Source organism: Rhizobium sp. P32RR-XVIII, assembly GCF_012641395.1.
Taxonomy (GTDB): Bacteria; Pseudomonadota; Alphaproteobacteria; order Rhizobiales; family Rhizobiaceae; genus Rhizobium.
In genome coordinates, this window is the sequence record NZ_JABAIH010000006.1 from 281,907 (window position 1) to 301,109 (window position 19,203).

The window sequence follows — 19,203 nt, forward strand, 5'->3', positions numbered from 1 at the left end:
AATGCCCGCAGGCTCAATGGAAAAGAGGAGGAAGGGCCATGTCCCTCGGTATTCGCGTCGGCGGCCGGATCGGTCGCCCGGCTGCAGAAGTCTTCGATGCGGTGGTCAATCCGAAAAAGCTCTCAAGCTATTTCACGACGATCGGCGGAGCGAGCGCGCCGCTTGTCAAAGGCACGACGGTGACGTGGTGGAAGGATGCTCCGGTTGAAGTCGTCGATCTCGTTCCGGAAAAACTGATCGTCCTCCGCTGGGATGGAGGGGCCGATGCGAACAACGCCCGGTACAAGACGATCGTCGAGATGAAGTTCGAAGCGCTGGACGATGGCGGAACGATGGTGACGATCTCCGAGAATGGCTGGCATGAGGATGAGGCCGGCCGGCGCGGCACCTATCTCAACTGCGAGGGCTGGACCAATATGCTCTGCTGCATGAAGGCCTTTGTCGAATATGGCATCAACCTGCGTGACGGCATGTTCCTGAGCGAGATGCGCGGTGAGCCGGCCGAGGCCCCGGATTACGAGGCGCTTAAATGAGCGAACGGCTCCATCTCGTCCGCGCGGCGGACGGGTGGGAGCCGCCTTCGCTTTAATGTGACAGAGACTTTGCTTGCCTGCTGGATCGCGAGTGCTAGTTTCCCCGATCATATCGATTAGGAGATTCGAGATGCAGCTTGGCATGGTGGGTTTGGGCCGTATGGGCAGTTATATGGTCCAACGCTTGATGCGGGATGGCCATGAATGCGTCGTCTACGACGCGAAGCCGGAAAGTGTGGCCGATCTTGTCGAAAAAGGTGCAGTCGGCAGCGCCTCGCTGGAGGAGTTCATATCGAAGCTGTCGCGCCCCCGCGCAGTGTGGCTGATGCTGCCGGCGGCGATTACAGACAAGGTGATCGCGCAGCTCGTTCCGCTGTTGCACGATGATGACATCATCATCGACGGCGGCAATTCCTATTACCATGACGACATTCGCCGTGGCGCCGAGCTGATCACCAAGGGCATCCACTATGTCGACGTCGGCACCAGCGGCGGCGTCTTCGGCCTGGAGCGCGGCTATTGCCTGATGATCGGCGGCGAGAAGGGCATCGTGCAGAGCCTCTCGCCGATCTTCGCGTCCTTGGCGCCTGGCGCCGGCAGCATACCCCCGTCAGCAAACCGCGAGCCTCACCCGAGCAGCACGGCGGAGCAGGGATATCTGCATTGCGGCCCGCATGGCGCCGGTCACTTCGTCAAGATGGTTCACAACGGCATCGAATATGGTCTGATGGCTGCTTACGCCGAGGGGCTGAACATCCTGAAACATGCGAATATCGGCGCAGCAACCCATGAGGCGGATGCAGAAACGGCACCGCTCTCCCATCCGGAGCATTATCGCTACGACTTCAACCTCCAGGATGTTGCTGAAGTGTGGCGGCGGGGCAGTGTCATCACCTCGTGGCTGCTTGATCTGACCTCCGATGCGCTGCATGCCGATCCAGCGCTGTCGAAATATGCCGGCCGCGTTTCGGATTCCGGCGAAGGACGTTGGACGATTATGGCGGCGATCGACGAAAGCGTTCCGACGCCGGTGCTGAGTGCCGCGCTTTATGGCCGGTTCTCCTCGCGCGACAATGACGAGTTCGCCAATAAGGTGCTGTCCGCCATGCGTGCCGGTTTCGGTGGCCACGTGGAAAAGCCTAAAGGATAAGATATCCCGCAGAACCGATCTGGAGCCCGCGTAGCACCCGCTGCGCGGGTTTTTCTTTCATACGGCACGATGTATGGTCGAGGTACCAACATCGGGGGGCAAGGCGATGGGTAAGCGAATTGGTGCGTATGGGGTGCTGCGTTTTTTGATTCCACTGCTTGTCGCCATCGCCGCTGCCGGCGCCGCCGGTGCGCAGACGACGGCACCTCCAGTCCAGCCGCCGGTCGAGGTGCAGCAGCTACTCAGGCTCATGCAGACGCCGCAGGTGAAGGAATGGATGGCGAGGCAGACGAATGCCGCGCCACCAGCCGTTTCAAGAGAAGCTGAAGAGATGTCGGTGCTCTCGGATCTTGTTGATCAGGCGCGTCGGCACGTGGACATGGTGTCCGGCGCCGCCATGGATCTGCCTGAGGAGGTGACATCCGCTTCGGCGATCGTGGAACAGGAAATTGCGCCGGCCGGTTGGGCGTTGGTGACGACGGAAGTCCTTGTTCTTTTGCTGGCGGGGGCGGCGGCTGAAATGCTGTTCCGTCTCGTCGCGCCGCGACCGCGGATCCGCGGCGATGGCGAGGTCCCGACGGTTGTTCACCACGCCGCAGCGAACCTCCTTCATCGTATGATGCCTGCAATTGTCTTTGCCGTTGCGACGCTTGTGCCGTTATTCGCGTTCGATTGGCCGCCGGTCACCCGGTCGATGGCGATTGCCATTGCGATCGCCCTCATCGTCGCCCGCTTCACCATCGCGCTTGGACATCTGTTGGTCGCGCTGGTCACGCTTCCGCGCGCCGACAGCGGCAGCAACGTCTCGCGGGTGCAAGCCTCGTTCTGGTTTCGCCACTGCGCCATCTTCGTCATCTACTTCGCTTTCGGATGGGCTGCGATCCAGCTGCTGGTTCCGCTCGGCTTTTCCACCGGAGCGCGCTATCTCGTCGGCTACGCTCTCGGCATCGGTCTATTCCTGATTGCCGCCGAAGCGGTCTGGTCGCGTCCGTCGGAGGATGGGTCGCGCAGCCTGGCGGTTTCCTGGGGGCTGACGCTGTATTTCGCTCTGCTCTGGATTCTGTGGGTCACTGGCTTTAACCTTTTGCTCTGGATCGGCATCTATGCCGTGCTGCTGCCGCGCGTGCTGGCTGTCGCCACATCTGCCATCCGCTCGCTCCATCAGGCCGAGGCAGGGTTCCTGGCGCACCGCCCGTTCGTCACGGCGCTGCTGGATCGCGGCGTTCGCGCCATCATCATAGCCGCGGCGGCCCTTTGGCTCGGGCGTATGCTCGGGCTTGCAGCGGACCGGATGGCGGCGGGGGATACGATGGTCGATCGCCTTACCCGTGGGGCGCTCGGCGGTATTGTCATTCTCCTCGTTGCCGATCTGCTCTGGCACCTGGCGCGCGCCTACATCAACGGCAAGCTCGAGGAAGCACGCGTCGATGAAGCCGCCACCGACGAGGAAAAGGCCAAGCGTGCGCGTCTGCGGACGCTGTTGCCGATTTTCCGCAACATCCTTGCGGTGGTGATCGCCGTCATCGCAGTTCTGATGGTGCTCTCGGGGATGGGCGTCCAGATCGGTCCGCTGATTGCCGGCGCCGGCGTGGTCGGCGTTGCGGTCGGCTTCGGCGCGCAGACGATCGTCAAGGACGTCATCAGCGGCATGTTCTATCTGTGGGACGATGCCTTTCGGGTCGGGGAGTACATCGAGAGCGGCAATCACAAGGGGGTGGTCGAAGCCTTCAGCCTGCGCTCGGTGAAACTCCGCCATCATCGCGGCCCGCTGACGACAGTGCCGTTTGGCGAGCTCGGAGCGGTCAAGAATCTCAACCGCGACTGGACCATCGACAAGATCACCCTGAACCTTACCTATGACACCGATCTCGTGAAGGTGAAAAAGGTGATCAAGCAGATCGGCCAGCAGCTACTCGACAATCCCGAATTCGGACCGCACATCATCGAAACCTTGAAGATGAAGGGCGTCGAGCAGTTTGGCGATTTCGCCATCGTCATTCGCCTGGCGATGATGACCAAACCTGGCGAGCAATTCGTCATCCGGCGCAATGCGCTTGCCATGATCCGAACTGCCTTCAAGGAAAACGGCATCGAGTTCGCTGTGCCGACCGTACAGGTTGCGGGCGAGGGCCGCGAAGCTGAGATGAATGCGGTAGCCGCACGGCATTTCGCACAAAAACCGGATCCGGCCAGCGAGCCGGCGGCCTGAGGCGAGCAGAAGTTCGCCGAAGCCTTGCCAAGACATTCCGCCCCGCACGTAAACGGCGGGGGGATACCTATTCCGGCGACCCCAATTTGCTTTTCGAAACGGGTCGCCAAACCTTACGAAGATGCAAGATCCAGGTAAGTATGGCGGTGCTAATTTCGCCCCAATTCGAGTGGAATGAGGCGCAAACCGCGGTCGTGGGTTTCCAGGCATAGTTCCTAGGGCTTTCAGCCGCGTGTTTTACGTCTTCGGGAGCGAAGCACCCGGAGGGTGCGGTAGGGCAGAGATGGCGAGTCACGGCAGCTTGGAAGAGATGGAAGTCGAGGAAAGCCGGGGCGCGCGGGGGCTCTTGCGGCGTTATCGAAACCATTTGGTGGCGATCGCCACGCTGCTGGTCTTTTGCATGGTCGCGTATGCGATCGTCCAGCTCACCAACGAAGTGCGCTATGACGACGTCGTGAACGCGCTTGCCAACACACCGGTCAGCGCCATCCTGCTTTCGCTTCTCTTCACCGGACTGAGCTTTCTGTCGCTCGTCTTCTACGACCTCAACGCCCTGGAGTATATCGGTAAGCGGCTGCCCTTTCCGCATGTGGCGCTGACGGCATTCAGTGCTTACGCCGTCGGCAATACGGCTGGCTTCGGGGCGCTTAGCGCTGGTGCGATCCGTTACCGCGCCTATTCGCGTCTTGGATTGACGCCCGAGGATGTCGGCCGGGTCATTGCCTTCGTGACGCTGTCTTTCGGGCTTGGCCTTGCCGGTGTTTCAGCGATCGCGCTGATGATCATCGCCGGCCAGATTGCTCCTCTTATCGGCACGAGTGCGCTGCTGCTGCGGCTGGTCGCGGGCGCCATCATCGCCGCTCTCGGCCTTGTCGTGTTTCTTGGACGCGGTGGGCGGGCATTCAACGTTGGTCCGTTCGCGATCCACCTGCCCGACTCGCGCACGTGGTCAAGGCAGTTCCTTGTCACGGCCTTCGATATCGGTGTTTCGGCTACGGTCCTGTACGTGCTGCTGCCGCAGACGGCGGTTAGCTGGCCGGTGTTTCTCGCGGTTTATGCAATTGCCCTCGGGCTCGGCGTGCTAAGCCATGTTCCGGGCGGTTTCGGCGTTTTCGAGACCATAATTATCGCTTCGCTCGGGCGCGCGGTGAATATCGATGCCGTGCTCGGTTCGCTGGTTCTCTACCGGCTGATCTACAATGTGCTGCCGCTTCTGATCGCAGTGCTTGCCGTCTCAATGACGGAGCTTCGCCGCGTCGTCCATCATCCGGCTGCCTCCAGCATCAGGCGCGTCGGAGGACGGCTGACGCCGCAGCTTCTCTCGGCGCTGACCCTCCTGCTCGGCATAATGCTGATCTTTTCAAGCGTCACGCCGACCCCTGACGAGAACCTGGCCTTCCTGGCCGACGTTTTGCCGCTGCCGATCGTTGAAGGCGCCCATTTTCTTTCCAGCCTTATGGGCCTGGCACTGGTCGTCGCTGCTCGTGGTCTCAGCCAGCGGCTGGATGGCGCCTGGCTGGTGGCGGTGGTTTCGGCCGCTGCAGCGCTGCTGCTTTCCCTGCTGAAGGCTATCGCGCTCGTCGAGGCGATGTTCCTTGCCTTTCTCGTCTTCAGCCTATTTGTCAGCCGGCGGCTCTTTACCCGCCATGCCTCGTTGCTGAACCAGACGCTGACGGCGTCATGGCTGACGGCGATCGGCGTGATCTGCGTCGGCGCGGTCGTCATCCTGCTCTTCGTCTATCGCGATGTCGAATACAGCAACGAGCTCTGGTGGCAGTTCGAATTCGCCGACGAGGCGCCTCGCGGCCTGCGTGCGGTTCTCGGGCTGACGATCATTTCGACGGCGATAGCGATCTCCAGCCTCCTTCGCCCGGCGGCCTTCAAGCCGGAGCCGGCGACGGAAGAGGCACTGCTGCGCGCCGTTGACATCGTCCGGAGGCAAAATTCGGCCGACGCCAATCTCGTCCGCATGAGCGACAAGAGCATCATGTTTTCCGAGCAAGGCGATGCCTTCATCATGTATGGCCGGCAGGGCCGCTCCTGGATCGCACTCTTCGATCCCGTCGGCGAAAGGCAAGCGGCACCGGACCTTATCTGGCGTTTCGTCGAGGCCGCGGGCGCTGCCGGCTGCAGGGCCGTATTCTATCAGATCTCTCCGGCAATCCTGTCTCACTGCGCCGATGCGGGGCTGCGCGCGTTCAAGCTCGGCGAATTGGCAGTAGCAGATCTGACCCGTTTCGAAATGAAGGGCGGCAAATGGGCCAATCTTCGGCAGACGGCGGCGCGCGCGCAGCGCGACGGGTTGGAGTTCGACGTCATTCAGCCTGAGACGGTGCCTGATGTCATCGATCAACTCTCGGTGGTCTCGAACGCCTGGCTCGAACATCACCACGCCAAGGAGAAAGGCTTCTCGCTCGGCGCGTTCGAGCCTGACTATGTGTGCGCCCAGCCGGTTGGCGTGTTGAAGAAGGATGGCAAAATCGTTGCCTTCGCCAATATCCTTATCACCGAGACGAAGTCGGAAGGCACGATCGACCTGATGCGCTTTTCGCCGGATGCGCCGAAAGGCTCGATGGACTTTCTTTTCGTGCAGATCATGGAATATCTGCGCGGCGAGGGGTACTCGCATTTCAATCTCGGCATGGCCCCGCTTTCCGGCATGTCCAAGCGCGAGACGGCACCCGTCTGGGACCGCATCGGCAGCACCGTCTTCGAGCACGGCGAGCGATTCTACAATTTCAAAGGCCTTCGGGCGTTCAAAGCAAAATTTCATCCGCACTGGCAGCCGCGCTATCTGGCGGTATCCGGAGGGGGCAATCCGATGATCGCGTTGATGGACGCGACCTTTCTGATTGGTGGCGGATTAAAGGGAGTCGTCAGGAAATGATCAGAAAGTATCTCCTCGCAGCCGCGTGCGCTTTCGCGCTGGCGGCTCCGGCCGTGGCCGCCGAGGAAACCAACCAGAGCTTCGAAACCGGGCTTATTCCTTCGCCTCATGTCTTCCTGCCGGACGGCGAGGTAAAGGGCGTCGTGATGCTGATTTCGGATGGCGCCGGCTGGGGAGACAAGGAAAAGGCCGAGGCTGACACACTGGTGCAAGAGGGCGCTGTGGTCGTCGGCGTCGACTTTCCGTCCTACATGGAGGCGCTTCGAAACTATGATGTCAGCGAGAACGACGGATGCATCTATCTTGTTTCCGACATCGAGTCTCTAAGCCAGCAGATCCAGCGCGCCGCGGGCAACAGTGCCTATCATCTGCCGATCATCGCGGGCATCGGCGAGGGCGGCGCATTGGCGCTGGCGATTGCCGCGCAGACGCCGGATGCGACGATCGGGCAAACGCTGGCCGTTGATCCCGTCGCGGGGATTCCGCTGACACAGCAGCTCTGCACGCCCGCCAGCAAGAAGACGGTCGGCGACCGCATGATCTATGGCCTAGCCGACGGAAGCCTGCCGGACCCGATCATCGCTGCCTTCACGGCCGATGCGCCCAAGGACGGACGGGAGCATGTCGAAGAGCTCAAGAAGGCGCATCCGGCCATCGACATCCGCGATGCGGATGACGATGCACAGACGGCGCTCTCCGATACGCTGGACGACCTTATCGCTGCGTCGGGAAGCGCCGGAAATCCGCTAGGTCTTCCCCTTGCGGTGCTCGATGCCAAACCTGCCATGGACACGATGGCGGTCATTTACTCCGGAGACGGAGGCTGGCGCGACATCGACAAGGAAGTCGGCGCTGCGCTGCAGAAGCAGGGCATTCCGGTCGTCGGCATCGATGCGCTTCATTATTTCTGGTCGGAACGCAAGCCCCAGGAGACGGCCGACGACCTGACGAAGATCATCGAATTCTACCGCAAGCAATGGAAGGTGAAGCACGTCCTCCTGATCGGCTACTCCTTTGGTGCCGATGTGGTGCCGGCGACCTACAACAGGCTGAAAGCAGCCGACAAGGCCGCGATCTCTCAGCTTTCGCTGCTGTCGCTGTCGCATCAGGTGGATTACGTGATTTCGGTCATGGGTTGGCTGGGCCAGAAGACCGAGGGCTCGGGTGGCGATCCGGTCAACGATCTGAAGAGCATCGACCCGAAGCTTGTACAGTGCATCTACGGCAAGGAAGACGAAGACGAAGTAGCCTGCCCCGCGCTGAAGGATACGGGGGCAGATGTCATCGAGCTGCCGGGCGATCATCATTTCGATGAGGACTACGATCTGCTCACGAAGAAGATCGTCGACGCTCTGAGGACACGCCTGGCCGATTAGGTCGCGGAGATGATGTGCCGCCAGAATCTCGGGTCGAAGATCTCGTCATTTTATGATTTCATGGAGGTAGACGCCCCAAATTGATGATTGGTGGAGGAAGCCGCGCGCCGCATGGCCGGTCACGGCCACGGCGCACCAATCGCCATCGCAGCTATTGATCTGCAACCCAACTCTGGCGGAAAGCCTCGCCGTTATTTGCGAACTGTCGCCCGGCGTTGCGTGCAGGGCGACCGGAGCTTTCAGCCACGGCCCCACGACGGCCGTCCGTTGCGACGAGAGGAGCGCGCGGTGCATCCACCCCGACACGCCATCACAGTCGCGGACCTCGCGCCAGTTGTCATATTCAGCGGTAATTTCGAACGGGACACCTCGCTTGGTGTAGACCCATTTCGCGGCATACTCCAACGATGGGCCGATGCGCATACGACCGCCGTTCGCCTTGAGCGACACGAAACGGGGTATGGGCAACCCCGTTTCGCGTCCTTTCGCCATACCTGCAGCGGCAGTGGGCGCCTGCAAAGGATTGGCGGTGGTTGGCCGGTGCAGGAAAGCGAGCGCCGCAAAGCACAGCAAGACGAAGCACGCCGGGCCCGCCCGCCTAAGAACAGGGCGGGGCAACTCAATTGCACCTGCCGACGCGCTTCAACGCGGCGGTAACGCCATCGAGCGAGTAGGTGTAAGTCGTTTCCGTTCCTCGGCGCGAGGTTGCTTCGAGAGTCATCTCGCTGCCGTCGCGCATTGCGCTGATCATTTCCGGTTCGCGGTCTTCTTTCTGCACCCAGGCAGTTCTATCCTTGACGACCATCCAGAAAGTTTGATCGCCGATCTGCACCTTCAGCCGTGATCCCGGCTTGAGATCGTAGCCCATTTTCGCCTGCAGTTCGTATTTTATCCGGTCGTTCCCCGGCGCGATCAGGAAGAAATTGTCGCCATGGTCGACGTTGGCGGGTGCCTTCGTCTTCGGAACCGTCAGCAGATAGCAGGCCGTACCATCGCCAGACTCATACGAATAAACGCCCCAGTCGTTGAAACGCTCGATCATCCTCGGCTGAGCCTGTGCTGACAACGCGCCGAGCAATGTGAAAGAGAGAACGAGAGCAAGTCTTTTCATGGCATTTTCCCCGCCGATGTTTGAGAGACGCTGGCCTGGAACAGACCGGCTGGAATGAGCAGGGGCATACAAAGGGCGGCAAGGTTACCGACCTGTTAAAAAACGGCGCCGGTTCACCAAGCTGTGACCGGCGATGATCGGAAATGACCCAGGGAGCTATTGCTGCGACGCTTCGATAGCAGCGCCGGCTGGTCCAGATACTCGGTGCAAGGTGCGGCTTCGGAGAAGAGCCGGGGCCGATGAGGCACGAAACGTAAAAGACCCGGCGCCTTGCGGAGCCGGGTCTCTTGTTATTGTTTGCAGGCAGCGCTCAGGCTGAAAGCTTGGCGAGAACTTCCTCGGACACCTCGAAGTTCGAATAGACGTTCTGCACGTCGTCGTCGTCTTCCAGGCTGTCGATGAGCTTCATCAGCGACTGTGCCTTTTCTTCGTCCACCGGCACGTTGTTCTGCGCGCGCCAGACGGCCTTCACGGTTTCGGCTTCGCCGAGCGCGCCTTCCAGCGCCTTGGCTACTTCGCCGAGGGCTTCAAAGGCGCAGGTGATGGTGTGGCCTTCCTCGTCGGTCTCCACGTCGTCGGCGCCGGCTTCGATCGCGGCTTCCATGACGGTGTCGGCATCGCCGGCGGACAGCTTGTATGTGATTTCGCCGACGTGATCGAAGGAGAAGGAAACCGATCCGGTTTCACCAAGCGCGCCGCCGGCCTTCGTGAAGATCGAGCGGACGTTGGACGCCGTGCGATTGCGGTTGTCGGTCAGTGCTTCGACGATGATCGCCGTGCCGCCCGGACCATAACCTTCGTAGCGAACTTCATCATAGTTCTCGCCGTCGGCACCAGCGGCCTTCTTGATGGCGCGGTCGATATTGTCCTTCGGCATCGACTGCGCCTTGGCGTTCTGGATGGCCAGGCGCAGGCGGGCGTTCATGGTAGGGTCTGGCAGACCAGCCTTAGCCGCGACGGTGATTTCGCGCGCGAGCTTGGAGAACATTTTCGACCGCACGGCATCCTGGCGGCCCTTGCGATGCATGATGTTTTTAAACTGTGAATGGCCAGCCATGGCACCCCTGTTCACGTCTCATTGTTCGGAATGGACGGCCTTATAAGAGCGAAACGGGCGGCATTCAAGGGAAAAGCAGTTTGTTCCGGCCCGCTCGGCGGGCTGAAAAAGCAGCGGAACAAAGCGAAAGACCTGACGTTTTTGAAACGTTGGGATTTAGAATGGAAGGGAAGGCCATGGCAAGCTTCAGCGAAGCCCGCGAACAGCCGGCAAAGCAGCTTTGGGATCAGGTGAACGACATATCTGCCGGCATGCTTGGTATCGACGGAATCGACATGCACATGCAGCCGATGGCCCCGTACGCCGACCCGAAGACCAACACCATCTGGTTCTACACCAAGTCGGATGCCGACATTGTCCGCGCCGTCAAACCGGGAACGCGTGCGCATTTCTGTGTCGTCGGCAAGGATCACGATTATCATGCCTGCCTCGCAGGCAAGATCGAGCTGCGTCCGGACCCCTCAAAGATCGATGAATATTGGAATTCCGTGGTTGCCGCCTGGTACGAGGATGGCAAGAAGGATCCGAAATTGACGATGCTTGCCATGCATGTCGACGATGCCGAGATCTGGGTCTCCACTGGAAGCAAACTGAAATTCGGCTGGGAGATCGCCAAGGCCAATCTCGACGATGAGAAGATGCCGGAAGTGGGCATCAAGCGGCATCTGCAATTTGCCTGATGCTTGGCGCTAGCAGGACGTTATAGGTTCTGACGCATGGCCCCTCATCCGGCTGCCGCCACCTTTCTCCCCCAGCGGAGAGGGATTTTGTGGCGAGGGGTTTCATTGCATAGTCCCCTCTCCCCTCCGGGAGAGGGCCAGGGTGAGGGGGCCGCAACCAGACACGCCTATTGCACGCCTTTCATCACATAGATAAGCGGCTTCTTGGGCAACGAACGCATGGAAACGGTGAGTGTGTCATCCGTCGCTAGACTGACGTCGAAATCCTTGCCGAACATCGACAGAAAGCGCGCGACCGGCGGGCCGCGGCGATGCATCGGCAGTATCAGTGACGACCGCAGGCGCTTGATGACCCGGCTCATGCTATCGGCACCCATGGTCAGGCCGCCATCGACCGGTACCATGACGATGTCCAGGCGGCCGATCTCGGTATAGTGCGCCTCCGTCAGTTCGTAGTGCAGGTGCCCGAGATGGCCGATGCAGAGACCGGCGATCTCGAAAATGAAGATTGAATTCCCATCCTGCTGGGCCGCGCCGTAGCCGCCGCGAATATCCGTCGTGACGTTGCGGATATAGGCGTCTCCAACCATCAGGTGAATTTCGGCCTTTTCTCCCGGCACATCGCTCCAGCCGTGCAGAACGTGTTTGATCGCCGGATCGGGCGTCAACGTGTAATGCGATGAGTGCGCCCGGTTCATCGTCACCACATCAGGCGTCACGTCCGGCCGGTACCAACCGTTGAAATCCGTTGCGATGACAATGCCGCCCGGTGTTTCGATTTCGAAGGTGGAATGCCCGAGGTAGGTCAGCTGGACATCCTCGCCTTCCGAAACCGCCGGTGTGATCGGCGTGTTGCCGGAAAAACTCGCAAAGGTCGCCTTGGGAAGCGCCTGTGCGATCGCCTGGCATTGACTGACGGGTTTCTGATCCTCTTGCGCGGCGGCTGTGCCGGGCAGGGCGAGCGGCAGAAGGCATGCGATAGCGAGGATAAGTGATTGCGGCTTCATGCCACCCCCTCCGGCGCTTTCACGTTGCCGGGAGGATGCGACAAGCCGTCGCATGGGTCCAGAGGAAGGTGCTCACAATTGCGTGTTGGCGAAGGGCGGATAAATGTTCCTTGAGGCCGTCGCTATTCTTCCCTCATTCCTGTGCTCGTCACAGGAATCTAGCCACCGCGCGTCTGCGCGGTGAATGACGTATTTGAGAGTTTTCCGCGCCCAAGGACTTGGGCGCGCTGGATCCCTGTGACAAGCACAGGGATGAGGGAGCAGAGAGTTTACCGCCAGAAATCCGGAATCGTCTCCGCCAGCCGCGGCCCCAATCGCAGCGGCGCGATCTTTTCCGCAAGGCCTGTGGCATCAGAAATCTCGACGCCGACGCCGCAGATGGTTGCGGGGCCGGTGGCCGCCTCCATGCGGCCCTTGGGCATCTTCGAGATGAAGCGGTTGAGCGGCTCTTCCTTGTCCATGCCGAGTGAGGAGTCGTAGTCGCCGCACATGCCCGCGTCAGACATATAGGCGGTGCCGCCATTCAGGATCTGGTGGTCGGCGGTCGGCACGTGGGTATGCGTGCCGACGACGAAGCTGGCGCGACCATCGACGAAGTGGCCGAAGCATTGCTTTTCGCTGGTCGCTTCGGCATGGAAATCGAAGATGATTGCGTCGGCCTGCTCCTTCAGCGGGCAGGCGTCGAGGATCGTCTCGGCAGACTTGAAGGGGTCGTCGAGTTCCGGGTGCATGAAAACGCGGCCCATGATGTTTGCCACGAGCACGCGAGCCCCGTTGCGGGCATAGAAGAGGCCGGAACCACGGCCGGGCGTTCCCTGCGGATAGTTGGCGGGGCGCAGGAACTGGTCGTGGCGTCCCGCGAACGCGACCGCATCCTTCTGATCCCACACATGGTTGCCGGTGGTGACGACATCGGCACCGGCATTGACCGTCTCGAGGAAAATGTCTTCCGTAATGCCGAAACCGCCGGCGGCGTTCTCGCCGTTGACGATCACGAAGTCGAGTTTCAAGTCGGACACCAGGCCGGGGAGGCGATCCCATACCGCCGTGCGTCCCGTCTTGCCGACCATGTCACCCAGAAAAAGCAGACGCATTCCTTATCCGATCCAAGAAGCAAAAAAGCGAAGGCCGCTTTCTGTCAGGATGGCATCCAGGCTTATGTCATGCGGCTCGTCGGGCACATGTGCCACTTCCTGGCAGTCGAATGCAATGCCGATCAGCTTCGGATGCATGCCTTTTTGCCGCAAACGGTCAATCGCGCGGTCATAATAGCCCGCGCCGTAGCCGATGCGATGGCCGCGATCATCGAAGGCCGAAAGCGGCACGAGCATGATTTCAGGGTCAAGGACGGCGGCATCCGCTGGTGGTCCGGAGGTGCCGAAACCTGTTGCAATGAGGGGCGCGCCGCGAACAAGTTCACGGAAGACGATCGTCTGCTTGTCGAGGATGGCGGGAACGCAAAGGCGGGCGCCACGTGCCTGGAACCGTCCCATCAGCGGCCGGATATCGGCTTCCGAGCGGATCGGCATGAAGCCGGAAACGGTCGTGCCAGGGTCAAATGCCACCGCCTCGCCGGCATGCTCGGCCATTGCGAGGCTTTTTTCGATCCGCACTTCCGGCGGGATCACGTCGCGCAGCGCAAGTCGTTCGGCGCGCATCTGAGCTTTCAGTTCCTTTGGTATCGTCGGCTGCATAGACGGACCATAAACGGCTGGCCGGTCTTTGCAATGCATGAAAGCGGCGTAAGCTTTGCTGTTACAGTGAGACCAGGACCCCTGCAGATGGCAAAAGGATAGTGCACGTCACTGGCGCTGTATTGCGCTCGCGAGTTGCCGGATCGTCCGTTTGAACAGCGCTTCGCCGCCCGGCAGCCAGCCGAGCGCTTCCAGCTTATCGGTGCTCATCCGGTTGACGGCAGCCTTGTCGGCTGCGGCGGGCAAAGGGTTGGGAGAGCCCGTTTCCTGCTGTACGACCGACAGGATGTCCCGCGTATCGGCAACGATATCCGAAACATTGAACACCTCGCCGGAGATGCGGGCGGTCTCCGCCTCCAGCATCAACCGCACGGCACGGCCGAGGTCGCGCCCATGAACTTCCGTGCCGGCTCGAACGGGCACCGGTCTGCCGCTCAGATAGTCATCGATAAGGCTGGTCCATTTGTTCGGCAGGAGATCGCCGTAAACGCCGGTGGCGCGCAGGCTCGCCGTTGCAAAGCCGGGGCCGCACAGATCGGCGAGCGCGTGCTCGCCGTCGAGTTTCACCTCACCGTAAAGCGTGTCCGGCTCGGGCAGCATCTCTTCCGTCAGCACCGTGCCGGGCGGCGCCTCCTGATAGACGGCGCGGCTGGAGATGAAGATGCAACGGCGGGTGCCGGCGCGCTTGGCGGTGTCGAAGAGCTTCACCGTGCCATCGAGGTTCAGGCGGCGGAAAGTCTCTGGATCGTCGCCTTCGCCGCCGCGGTATTTTCCGGGCAGGTGACTGAAGGCGGCATGTACGAAGAAATAGGCATCGTCGAAAGCCCCGCTATGCTCCTCGTCGGGATCGAGCGAAAGCGGTGCGAATTCGACGGGCCGGGAAAACAGCCGAGGCAATGGCGCGCGCCGCCCGCCGATGATGACCGAATATCCGGCGGCAAGCAGCTCCTCGACGACATAGCGTCCGACCAGACCTGTTCCGCCGGATACCAAAACCTTCATGCCGCCTCCGGGTTCGCCATGACCTCAAGATCCGGCAGGTCATTGCCGGCATAGACGGCGTGCCAGAGATCGATCAGCGGCTTGAGCTTTTCCGCTCTCGGATGGTTCGTCTCCCACGGCTTCTCATACTGGTAGTGCAGGACCGAAATGCTCTTCCAGTCCCAAAGCGCGGGCATGGTGAACCATACATACTGCAGCATGTTGAAATAGACCGGCAGGCCGTGCCAATCCGGGAAGAAGCTTTGAAGGAAAGTCTGATCCGTGCGCCGCCAGAATGCATCCGGCTGGTCCAGCATGGCGAGCATCCGGACGAAGGTCTCTTCCGAGGGCCTGGCAACGAAGACGCCGGAATTCATCCGGTGAAAATCGGCAAGCGTTTCATAGACATTCGGCGCCGCGGAGAATTCCGGATAGCCGAAGAGTTTGTCGATGTTCTTCAGAACGATGGCATCGGCATCGATGAAGACGACGCGGTCGTATTCGGTGAGCTGCCACAGGTGCAGCTTGCAGAAATTGTCGAGCGGCGAATGGAAATCCGGCTTGCGGCCTTTCGTGAAGGGGGCGGCGGAATGCAGTTGGCCGCGCGCATGCCGCTCGTTGAAGGCGTCAGAGAGCGGCAGGTGCTCGACTTCGATCAGGCGGCAGCCGAACTCGGCAAGCGGGGCGAGGGCTTTTTCATCCGCTCCGCCCGTGTGCAGCACGACGATGTCGGCTGCAGTTCCCGTCAGCCGCAGCGAGCGCACAAGTGCCGTTGCGCCCATGGCGTAATCGGCATTCGTGACGAGGGTGACATAAGCGTAGCGGTGCACGGTCATGAGTGTCACGACACCGATTTCAGCCGCTTGCCTTCCGGATCGTGGTTGAGCGTCGCGGCGATGTCCCTCGTCCAGGCGGAAACGGCGGGAACGCGCGAGCGATCGACGCGGTAGGCGAATTTCTTGGCGACATCGACGATCTCGGCGAGCAGGCCAGCTTCAAGCGTGATCGGTTCGAGCCCCAGATCGCGAAATTTGTCGTTCTTGACGATCAGGTCGTTTTCCGGCGCTTCCTTGCGTGGATTCGGGAGCCAGGCAATCTTTGAGCCGGTCATCCTGGCGATCATCTCGGCAAGATCGCGCACGCGGTGCGTCTCGGTCATCTGGTTGAAGATCTCGACCCGCGAGCCCCGCGCTGGCGGATTCTTCAGTGCAAGCTCGATGCAGCGGAGCGAATCCTGGATGTGGATGAAGGCGCGCGTCTGGCCGCCCGTCCCATGCACCGTGATTGGATAGCCGATCGCCGCCTGGATGAGAAAGCGATTGAGAACCGTGCCATAGTCGCCATCGTAGTCGAAGCGGTTGATGAGCTGCGGATGACGGCGCGTCTGCTCCGTATGCGTGCCCCAGACGATGCCCTGGTGCAAATCGGTGATGCGGAGCGCGTCGTTCTTTGCGTAGAACTGAAAGAGCAGCTGATCCAGGCACTTGGTCATGTGGTAGATCGAGCCGGGATTGGACGGGTAGAGAATTTCCTGGTTTACGGTATCGCCTGCCGCCGTATCGACGCCGACCGTCAGATAGCCTTCGGGGATAGCGGCGCCGACTGTCGAATAGCCATAGACCCCCATCGTGCCGAGGTGGACGAGGTGGGCGTCCAGCTGCAACTCAACGAGCGCATTCAGCAGGTTATGCGTTGCGCTGACATTGTTGTTGACGGTGTAGTTCTTGTGCCGGTCGCTTTTCATCGAATAGGGCGCGGCACGTTGCTCGGCGAAATGAATGATCGCTTCCGGCCGGTTCTCGGCAAGCCAATTCTTAAGAAGCTCGTAGTCCTTGGCGAGGTCAATCAGATTGAAATGGATGCGCCGCCCCGTTTCGCCATGCCAGATGCGCGTGCGCTCCTGAATGGAGTCCATCGGCGTCAGCGATTGCACGCCGAGTTCGGTGTCGATCCAGCGCCTCGATAGGTTGTCGAGAATGTGGACGTCGTGTCCCGCGTCTGAGAGATGCAGCGATGTTGGCCAGCCAATGAACCCATCTCCGCCCATCACCGCAATCTTCATCGCATTGCCTCCTGCGTCTTCATCTACTATCGGAAATATCTAAGAACTATGACGATTATTCAAAACTAGTGCGTTGCGGCCTGTCGCCAACAGGCATGCGAGTTTGGAGAAAATTATGGCGGATAACGGTTTTTCGATTTCTGGCGAGCTGACGGAAACGGGACACAGCCTGAACCAGCGCGTGTATTACGAAGACACCGATTTCTCCGGTCTCGTCTATCATGCACGATATCTGCATTTCCTGGAGCGCGGCCGTACCGACTATCTCCGCTGCCTCGGCGTCGAGCAGCGGGTGTTGATCAGCGCCGACGAGGAGGGTCTCGTCTTCGTCGTTCATCGCATGGAAATCGACTTCAGGAGCCCGGCCCGAATGGACGATATCCTGACGATCGTCACGCGGACGGAAAAGGCCGGCGGTGCGAAAATGGTGCTCCAGCAGGAAATCCGCTGCGGCGAAACGCCGCTGATAGCGGCGAAGGTGATCATTGCGGTCATCAACGCCAAGGGAAGGCCGCGGCGGCTTCCGGAGGCGCTGGCCACGAAATTCATGATCAGCGCGAACGCACTCATTCGGTAGTCGATCCGCTACAGTTCGATGACGATCGAAGCATTCTCGCTCTGCAGGCGCTAGTTTGCGGCTTTGGAAATTCCTGAAGGAGCCGCTCATGCCTGCTTTAATTGCCTCCGCCCCTGGCGAAGATCATCTGACGATAACGCCGTCCGTCCTGTATTTTGGAACGCCGGTCGTGCTTATCAGCACGCTCAATCCCGATGGCACCGCCAATATCACCCCCATGTCCTCGGCATGGGCGCTTGGAGACCGAGTCGTCCTGGGTCTTGCCGCCTCAGGGCAAGGGGCTGAAAATCTTCGACGAGAAGGCGAATGTACACTCAATTTTCCGGCCGCCAGACACTGGCACCGGGTGGAACGGATCGCGCGGGCAACAGGCCGCAATCCCGTGCCAGACTACAAGGCACGGATGGGTTACGAATACGCCGCCGACAAGTTTGCCCTCGGTGGTTTCGGGTCGATGGCATCGGAATTGGTGCGTCCTCCCCGTATCTCAGAGTGTCAGATGCAGTGCGAGGCCAAGGTCGTGGCCGTTCACGATGAGGGGAGTGTGGCCGATCCCGTCCACGCTGCCGGCTATCTAATCATCGAAGTGCAGGTCCTGCGCGTCCACGCCCATTCAGAAATCGTCGTGCCTGGCACCAATCACATCAATACGGCCCGATGGACGCCACTTTTCTATGTCTTCCGGCACTATTTCGGCCTGGGTGATGATCTGGGAAAGAACTTCAGAGCTGAAAGCATATGAAGCGGAAGACGAAGCGATCGGCGGGACTTCGGCTCGGTCGCGAGCAATCGCAAGAGCGCAGGCTTGTAAAAACTTGAATTTCATGTGAAGGAATTCCGCATCGCAAGTGGAGTTCGGCCCGCCTTTCCAAAGGCTCCGGTCACGTTCGTCCTGCACTAATCTTCAGCGCACACGCTTGCTGTCGTAGTCCGGCACTAACTATCTGTTAACCATAATGGTGTCTTACTGCAGAAGTCAGAGATTGTGCGGTGCACGCCTTCCTTTGACCAAATTTGACGGCAAGGAAGGCGGACAAGAGCTTTAAGCTTGACCAGGGCTTTGGGCGGCGGTCGCCAGACAATTCTTGCGAGATCACTTTCTGTGCCGCCCGGTCAAGCACCGGGCGTTTGGATTCGGGGATTTTGGATCTATGGAACAAGTAGGATTGGCAGCAGCAACGGCCGACGTCAGCCTCTGGTCGCTGTTCATGCAGGCTGGCATCGTCGTCAAGCTGGTCATGCTCGGGCTCATCGCAGCCTCAGTCTGGACCTGGGCGATCATCATCGACAAGTATCTGGCCTACGGGCGCGCACGCCGCCAGTTCGACAAATTCGAACAGGTCTTCTGGTCCGGACAATCGCTTGAAGAACTCTACCGCACGCTTTCGGAACGCAACAACACCGGCCTTGCCTCGATCTTTGTTGCCGCCATGCGCGAGTGGAAGAAATCCTTTGAACGCGGCGCGCGTTCGCCGATCGGCCTGCAGATGCGAATCGACCGTGCGATGGACGTGACGCTCGCTCGTGAATCCGAATTCCTCTCGGCTCGTCTCGGCTCGCTTGCGACGATCGGCTCGGCGGGTCCCTTCATCGGCCTGTTCGGTACCGTGGTCGGTATCATGACCTCGTTCCAGGCGATCGCCGGTTCGAAGTCGACGAACCTCGCGGTCGTTGCTCCCGGTATCGCGGAAGCGCTGCTTGCAACCGCAATCGGCCTTGTCGCGGCTATTCCGGCAGTTATCGCCTACAACAAGTTCTCCGCAGACGCCGGCAAGCTCTCCGGCCGCATGGAAGGCTTTGCGGATGAGTTCTCCGCCATCCTTTCGCGCCAGATCGACGAGAAGCTGCAGCCGCGTCAGGCCGCACAGTAACCACGGAG

At 60.4% G+C, this 19,203-nt stretch carries 18 protein-coding genes; 9 read left to right on the forward strand and 9 right to left on the reverse strand.

What is annotated here, in order from left to right:
• The first annotated feature begins 38 nt into the window (after positions 1-38).
• The 5 genes from HGP14_RS19625 to HGP14_RS19645 all read left to right on the forward strand — a co-directional run bounded on the left by HGP14_RS19625 (position 39) and on the right by HGP14_RS19645 (position 8,155).
• Positions 39-533 (forward strand): SRPBCC domain-containing protein, encoded by a 495-nt coding sequence (locus HGP14_RS19625; RefSeq protein ID WP_168831554.1) that lies wholly within the window; start codon positions 39-41, stop codon positions 531-533.
• A gap of 130 nt (positions 534-663) precedes the next feature.
• Positions 664-1,683 carry a phosphogluconate dehydrogenase (NAD(+)-dependent, decarboxylating) gene (gene gnd, locus HGP14_RS19630; protein ID WP_168831555.1) on the forward strand — a complete coding sequence of 340 codons (1,020 nt, stop codon included), beginning with the start codon at positions 664-666 and terminating at the stop codon, positions 1,681-1,683.
• A gap of 106 nt (positions 1,684-1,789) precedes the next feature.
• Complete coding sequence (locus HGP14_RS19635) at positions 1,790-3,892, forward strand: mechanosensitive ion channel family protein (protein ID WP_168831556.1); 2,103 nt, start codon at positions 1,790-1,792, stop codon at positions 3,890-3,892.
• Between the two features lie 283 nt (positions 3,893-4,175).
• Positions 4,176-6,779, forward strand: coding sequence for a bifunctional lysylphosphatidylglycerol flippase/synthetase MprF (mprF, locus tag HGP14_RS19640; protein WP_168831557.1), 2,604 nt, complete (start codon positions 4,176-4,178; stop codon positions 6,777-6,779).
• A complete protein-coding gene (locus tag HGP14_RS19645) occupies positions 6,776-8,155 on the forward strand; it encodes a virulence factor family protein (protein ID WP_168831558.1) in 1,380 nt (459 codons plus the stop codon). The genes mprF and HGP14_RS19645 overlap by 4 nt, the downstream gene beginning before the upstream one ends.
• A 45-nt stretch (positions 8,156-8,200) precedes the next feature.
• Here HGP14_RS19645 and HGP14_RS19650 read toward each other — a convergent pair whose 3' ends face one another.
• The 3 genes from HGP14_RS19650 to HGP14_RS19660 all read right to left on the reverse strand — a co-directional run bounded on the left by HGP14_RS19650 (position 8,201) and on the right by HGP14_RS19660 (position 10,323).
• Positions 8,201-8,728: an SH3 domain-containing protein gene (locus tag HGP14_RS19650; RefSeq protein WP_246704511.1), complete on the reverse strand. Its 528-nt coding sequence runs from the start codon at positions 8,726-8,728 to the stop codon at positions 8,201-8,203.
• 46 nt (positions 8,729-8,774) lie between these two features.
• Entirely contained in the window at positions 8,775-9,266 is a 492-nt protein-coding gene (locus tag HGP14_RS19655) for an invasion associated locus B family protein (protein ID WP_168831559.1), read from the reverse strand.
• A gap of 310 nt (positions 9,267-9,576) precedes the next feature.
• The gene (locus HGP14_RS19660) at positions 9,577-10,323 is read right to left on the reverse strand and encodes a YebC/PmpR family DNA-binding transcriptional regulator (RefSeq protein WP_168831560.1); all 747 of its coding nucleotides are present in this window, start codon (positions 10,321-10,323) and stop codon (positions 9,577-9,579) included.
• Positions 10,324-10,499: 176 nt separating this feature from the next.
• Here HGP14_RS19660 and HGP14_RS19665 point away from each other — a divergent pair, with 176 nt between their 5' ends.
• Entirely contained in the window at positions 10,500-11,003 is a 504-nt protein-coding gene (locus HGP14_RS19665; protein ID WP_168831561.1) for a pyridoxamine 5'-phosphate oxidase family protein, read from the forward strand.
• Positions 11,004-11,170: 167 nt separating this feature from the next.
• Here HGP14_RS19665 and HGP14_RS19670 read toward each other — a convergent pair whose 3' ends face one another.
• The 6 genes from HGP14_RS19670 to HGP14_RS19695 all read right to left on the reverse strand — a co-directional run bounded on the left by HGP14_RS19670 (position 11,171) and on the right by HGP14_RS19695 (position 16,747).
• Positions 11,171-12,010 (reverse strand): MBL fold metallo-hydrolase, encoded by an 840-nt coding sequence (locus tag HGP14_RS19670; RefSeq protein WP_168831562.1) that lies wholly within the window; start codon positions 12,008-12,010, stop codon positions 11,171-11,173.
• 269 nt (positions 12,011-12,279) lie between these two features.
• Positions 12,280-13,104 (reverse strand): TIGR00282 family metallophosphoesterase, encoded by an 825-nt coding sequence (locus HGP14_RS19675; protein WP_168831563.1) that lies wholly within the window; start codon positions 13,102-13,104, stop codon positions 12,280-12,282.
• A gap of 3 nt (positions 13,105-13,107) precedes the next feature.
• Complete coding sequence (locus tag HGP14_RS19680; protein WP_168831564.1) at positions 13,108-13,704, reverse strand: 5-formyltetrahydrofolate cyclo-ligase; 597 nt, start codon at positions 13,702-13,704, stop codon at positions 13,108-13,110.
• Positions 13,705-13,812: 108 nt separating this feature from the next.
• Positions 13,813-14,706 carry an NAD(P)-dependent oxidoreductase gene (locus HGP14_RS19685; protein ID WP_168831565.1) on the reverse strand — a complete coding sequence of 298 codons (894 nt, stop codon included), beginning with the start codon at positions 14,704-14,706 and terminating at the stop codon, positions 13,813-13,815.
• Positions 14,703-15,521 carry a glycosyltransferase gene (locus tag HGP14_RS19690; RefSeq protein ID WP_168831647.1) on the reverse strand — a complete coding sequence of 273 codons (819 nt, stop codon included), beginning with the start codon at positions 15,519-15,521 and terminating at the stop codon, positions 14,703-14,705. Before HGP14_RS19690 ends, HGP14_RS19685 begins: the two co-directional genes overlap by 4 nt.
• A gap of 5 nt (positions 15,522-15,526) precedes the next feature.
• A complete protein-coding gene (locus HGP14_RS19695) occupies positions 15,527-16,747 on the reverse strand; it encodes an NAD-dependent epimerase/dehydratase family protein (protein WP_168831566.1) in 1,221 nt (406 codons plus the stop codon).
• 115 nt (positions 16,748-16,862) lie between these two features.
• Here HGP14_RS19695 and ybgC point away from each other — a divergent pair, with 115 nt between their 5' ends.
• From ybgC to tolQ, 3 genes are all read left to right on the forward strand, one after another.
• Entirely contained in the window at positions 16,863-17,324 is a 462-nt protein-coding gene (gene ybgC, locus HGP14_RS19700) for a tol-pal system-associated acyl-CoA thioesterase (RefSeq protein WP_168831567.1), read from the forward strand.
• 88 nt (positions 17,325-17,412) lie between these two features.
• The gene (locus tag HGP14_RS19705) at positions 17,413-18,066 is read left to right on the forward strand and encodes a flavin reductase family protein (RefSeq protein WP_168831568.1); all 654 of its coding nucleotides are present in this window, start codon (positions 17,413-17,415) and stop codon (positions 18,064-18,066) included.
• Positions 18,067-18,475: 409 nt separating this feature from the next.
• Positions 18,476-19,195: a protein TolQ gene (gene tolQ, locus HGP14_RS19710; protein ID WP_168831569.1), complete on the forward strand. Its 720-nt coding sequence runs from the start codon at positions 18,476-18,478 to the stop codon at positions 19,193-19,195.
• Positions 19,196-19,203: the final 8 nt, after the last annotated feature.